At 43.3% G+C, this 4,794-nt stretch carries 4 protein-coding genes and 1 pseudogene; 3 read left to right on the top strand and 2 right to left on the bottom strand.

Annotated features, from left to right (window positions below):
- The coding region (locus LC574_RS26950) for an aldehyde oxygenase (deformylating) (protein WP_229456729.1) at positions 1 to 583 on the bottom strand (583 nt) is incomplete at its 3' end.
- A 175-nt stretch (positions 584 to 758) separates the two neighbouring features.
- Between LC574_RS26950 and LC574_RS26945 the strand changes: the two genes are divergently transcribed.
- The 3 genes and pseudogenes from LC574_RS26945 (at position 759) to LC574_RS26935 (ending at position 2,966) form a co-directional block, all read left to right on the top strand.
- Entirely contained in the window at positions 759 to 1,586 is an 828-nt protein-coding gene (locus tag LC574_RS26945; protein WP_229456728.1) for a carbohydrate ABC transporter permease, read from the top strand.
- A gap of 252 nt (positions 1,587 to 1,838) precedes the next feature.
- Positions 1,839 to 2,238, top strand: a pseudogene (locus LC574_RS26940) (XisH family protein).
- Positions 2,239 to 2,564: 326 nt separating this feature from the next.
- Positions 2,565 to 2,966 carry a VOC family protein gene (locus LC574_RS26935; RefSeq protein ID WP_229456726.1) on the top strand — a complete coding sequence of 134 codons (402 nt, stop codon included), beginning with the start codon at positions 2,565 to 2,567 and terminating at the stop codon, positions 2,964 to 2,966.
- Positions 2,967 to 3,208: 242 nt separating this feature from the next.
- Here LC574_RS26935 and LC574_RS26930 read toward each other — a convergent pair whose 3' ends face one another.
- Positions 3,209 to 4,546: a dihydroorotase gene (locus tag LC574_RS26930; protein WP_229456725.1), complete on the bottom strand. Its 1,338-nt coding sequence runs from the start codon at positions 4,544 to 4,546 to the stop codon at positions 3,209 to 3,211.
- Between the last annotated feature and the right edge of the window lie 248 nt (positions 4,547 to 4,794).

Raw genomic sequence — 4,794 nt, 5'->3', positions numbered from 1 at the left:
CCATTGCCATTGTGTGGGCATCACCCTCTACTTGGTTAAGCATTTTCCAGACTATGGGTAGGTTCTGGCGATTTGCAAGTTCAAGTTCAGCTTTAGATTCTGTAAAGTGTTCTTTCAACCAAACTTCTCCAAAGTTGAGGTGGCTATATTCTTCTTTTACTACTCCTTCAGTGATTTTACGGGCAAAAGCGTCGGCAACGGGGATGTAAATGTTATATGCTGCGATCGCAAAACATTCAATAATCAAAGACTGAATCAACAAGCAAGTAACAACCTTTCCTTCTGTGGCTGCTGTTTGGAAATTTTGGTGTAGTCCAGAGAAAAATTCCTTAGCAAATTGCAAATCTGGGGTTACTTGCAAATTGCGCCCACAAGCTTCAAATCCTTTCTTATGACGACTTTCCATCTTGGATAGGCGAATCAATTCATCATGAGATTCTGGCAGCAGTTGGGATAGTGTGATGTAATTCTCATGGGCTTCTTGTTCCCCTTCTATGACGATCGCATTAATCCGGCTATAAGCATCTTTGTATGTTTCGCTCTTGAAATCTAATTCTTTAAATTCGTCTGTAAGCTGTGGCATGGTATCTTTACTCCTGTAAACCTGATTATTTGACACCAGGATTCAATTTACCCTATGAACTGAGGGTAATAATCACTGTGGTTTAATTTAACTTAACAAGTAGACTATCTTTATAGATTAACTGTTGCTGGGTGAGATGTAGTACTAGCGAAACAAATGCTTTGCAGCTCAAGTTATGTTCAAACCAAACCCGAATCTGAAATCTGGCAATTTTTTGAGCCTAGTAGTGTTACTGCTAGGGGCATTTATCGTTCTACTACCTCTGTTTGTGGTCTTTCTCACCTCCTTTGCACCAACGGTCACCAGCCCGGAAAATTTGTCCAAAAATAGCTGGTCTTTAGCTAATTACCGGGTTGCATGGCAACAGGGAAAATTTTTACTGGCGTTTGCTAATTCTACCTTGGTAGCGATCGCTGTGACGGCGTTTCAGATTGTCACTTCCGCTTTAGCGGGTTACGCCCTAGCACGGCTGAAGTTTCGGGGACGCCAAGCACTGCTATTGGTCGTTTTAGCAACTTTGGTGATTCCCTTTCAGTTATTGGTGATTCCGATCTTTTTGGTTTTGAAGTGGGGACACCTGATAAATACATACTGGGCGCTGATTTTACCCACTGCTGTCAACGGGTTTGGAATTTTCTTGTTACGTCAATATTTCCAGACAATTCCGGTGGAGTTAGAGGAAGCCGCAGCCATAGATGGGGCGAACCGACTGCAAATTTTGTGGCGGGTAATGTTACCTTTAGCCCGTCCGGCGTTGGTGACGCTGTTTTTGTTCACCTTCATCGGTGAATGGAATGATTTGTTTAAGCCTTTGGTGTTTACGACACGACCAGAATTAAGGACGGTGCAATTGGCGTTAGCTGAGTTTCAAGAGCAATTTACGAATAATTGGCCCTTGATGATGGCGGCGGTGACAATAGCGACAGTTCCAGTGATGGCATTATTTCTCATCGGTCAGCGTCAGTTTATTCAAGGTATTGCTGCGACGGGGATTAAGAATTAGTATCGCTAATTTCGCAATCACCTTTATACAAGCGCTCGCTATTTTGTATTGTAGTACTGTATTGTTTTGTAGTTAGACGGATAATCTAAGCAAACTCTAGATTTAAAAGGTTTATGTGCTGGAGTCGATAGTCACTACCAAACCAAGTTTAAATCTATGTTTAAATGTTTTACTGACCAATGACACCACTCTAAATGTTGACCAGTATTAAAAGCGACGCAAGAGTTGGTTGTGTGACTGCACTGTAAAACTATGGCTCGTGATTTATTCCACAATATTGTGAAATTTGCACTCTCTGAAAGAGGGTTGGGTAGTGACCAATGATCCGCTTAATATTCGGTGTGGTGGGGTTGATATTCAGATTGATTTAGGTGCAGAGAGGCTTATAGCTGCGGAAAAAGCAGGAGAAAAAATAGCAGTTGAAATCAAAAATTTTGTTAGTGCCTCAAAAATTTCCGAATTTCACATGGCGCTAGGACAATTTATTAATTATCGCACAGCGTTGCGTGCTGAAGATCCAAATAGAACCTTGTATTTAGCTGTACCACTGGCAACTTATAATGACTTCTTTAACTTGTCTTTTATTCAAACTGTAGTCAATGAAAATAACTTAAAGCTGATTATTTACCAGGGCTATTTCATTCTCATCTAGCCCACCTCAGAATAAATTCTGAGGCTAATAGCAAAAGTCGTCTAAAGACGACTAATAAAGGCTTTTAGTCCACTAAGCGTGGACTTGGGCTATAAGAGAGGAACTTTAGTTCTGGGCGGTTTATGTCTAGAACGAAATAGCCCTAGTAGTCTGCCAAGCGAAGTTTGAAGGGTATCCAAAAATTGGACAACACGAAAAAACCTTTTCCTACTCCCCACTCCCTACTCCCTACTCCCCACCCTCACCAAGCATTGTTGCCTTGCCAGACTACTAGGTAAGTTTTATAAAGCAGTTAAACGGTAACTAAAGATTTTTGGATTAAAGCTATGTCACTACCAGAAACTATTGCACAAGAAAAGAATACCCGTCCCCCGGTGGCGATTGGGCATGTGAGATTATATGTGAGTAATGTACCAGAGGCTAGCGATTTTTTCGTTAAGATAGGGCTGCGCCCGATCGCCCAATCAGAACAATTAGCTGTTTTAGAATTACGGGGAGGAACGCATTTAGTTTTGAGAACAAGTTCAGAGACGATCGCTCCTGGAATTAATGCGCCTTTTGATCTGATGGTAGATGATGTTTTTGCCACCAGAGATACTTTTAAGAAGTGGGGGCTGACTGTTTCTGAGATTGAAACAGGCAGAATCCACAGTTCATTTACTTTGACTGGGCCGGACGGCTATCTATTAACGTTAACTTCTTCACATACAGGCGGTAGAGAAGTTTAAGGGACTTCCTAAAAAATATCTCATCGCTTTAGAGGCAGGGGGCAGGGGGCAGGGGGAGAGAAATTCGTAATCAAGTCCAGAAATTGGATAATTTATTTATTGGAGTTCTTTAACAAAAAAGAAGAAAGGTATTAGCCGTCAGAATTGGGCATGAATTAGAGTCCGACTGAGGTGTAGGTGCGTAATCAATAGCGATCGCGTTGCTAGAAAAAGGTTATAGCTTTTAGAGTATTTTGCATTTTTCAACGCCAGGTTTGCACAACATGACCTTTCATTTGTTGTCCTAACCAAGGTGTATTTTGTGAAAGTGTATAAAGACTTTTCCGTTCGACTTTCCAGGTTTGCTGGGGATCAAATAAAGTAAGTTCTGCTGGTTGATGAGGTAGAATCGCACTGACTTTTTGCCCTAAACACTCTGCTGGGCTGATACTCAATGCCCGCCATAATTCTAAAGCGGTAAATTCCTCAGTTTCAACGAGATATTGCCACAGCAAAGGTAACGCTAACTCTAAACCAATTGCTCCTGGAGGTGCTTCGGCAAAGGCTTGGACTTTTTCTTCGTAGCTGTAGGGTGTGTGGTCAATAACGATCGCATCTATCACACCTGCACGCACCCCTGCACGCAACGCCGCCACATCACTAGGATTTCCTAAAGGCGGCTCTAAATGCAAGCTAGTGTTATAACTCTTAATTGCTTTTGTATCCAGTAAAAGGTGCATCCAGGTGGTGCTGGCGGTGATGGGTAAACCAGCAGCCTTAGCTGAAGCGATTAGTTCCACGCTGCGAGATGTGGAGACGCGCATAATATGGACTGGTGTACCGATGGTTGCAACCAATTCAAGCATAGCTGCGATGGCAGTAGTTTCTGCGCTGGCGGGTATTGGGGGTAAACCGAAACGCAGAGCATCTGGCCCTTCTCTCATTACACCATTTGCTGCTAACTGGCGATCGCTAGGCCAAAATGCTACTGGTTTACCCAACGGCTGGACATACTCTAACACTCGCCGCACCAGCGCCAAATTCTCTAAAGGCTTACCATCGCTAAAACCAACAACTCCAGCAGACGCTAAATCTGCCAATTCCGTCATTTGCTTCCCAGCAACATCTAGGGTAATCGCACCCCAGATATGAAGCAGGGGAGCAGGGGAGCAGGGGAGCAAGGGAGACAAATTCTCCTCTGCCCCCCTGCCTCCCCGTCCCGCGTTATGGGTTCCTGCCATAGACCTCTGCCCCTCTGCCTTCTTCTGCTGCAACTGTGCTACAAGTGCAGGGTTATCAATAGCTGGGGATGTATTGGGTAAGATGCTAATCCTGGTAAAGCCGCCAGCAGTAGCAGATTGTAAGAGAGACAACAGGGTTTCACGTTCTTCAAACCCTGGTTCACCGGAGTGACTGTACAAATCCACCAACCCCGGCCCGATAACTAATCCCCGACAATCTCTGATTGGAGTATCGGGGCTAATGTCAGTAATGTGCGAAGCCACTTCTTGGATATAACCATCAGCAATCAGCACGTCAAATAGTTCATCGATTTTAGAAACTGGATCAATTACTCGTACTTTTTGCAGCAGTTCAGTCATAAAAGTTTTTAGTTAAGAGTTAGGGGTTATGAGTTAAGAGTTAGGAGTTATGAGTTAAGAGTTAGGAGTTATTTCTTCCTCGCTCATGACTTCTAACTTTATTCATTACTCATAATTTTTCACTCCTAACTCCTGTACAGACGCGATTAATCGTGTCTCTTTTCAGATCCCTTTAATGCGATCGCCGCCAATAATTCCCCAATACCTAATCTTAAAACACCCATGTTGATCATAGTCGTCTCTGAGGG

Origin of the sequence: Nostoc sp. CHAB 5715, assembly GCF_020829685.1 — a bacterium.
GTDB lineage: Bacteria > Cyanobacteriota > Cyanobacteriia > Cyanobacteriales > Nostocaceae > Nostoc.
The sequence above is the reverse complement of the archived record's forward strand: the minus strand, read 5'-3'. Positions and strand labels throughout refer to the sequence as shown.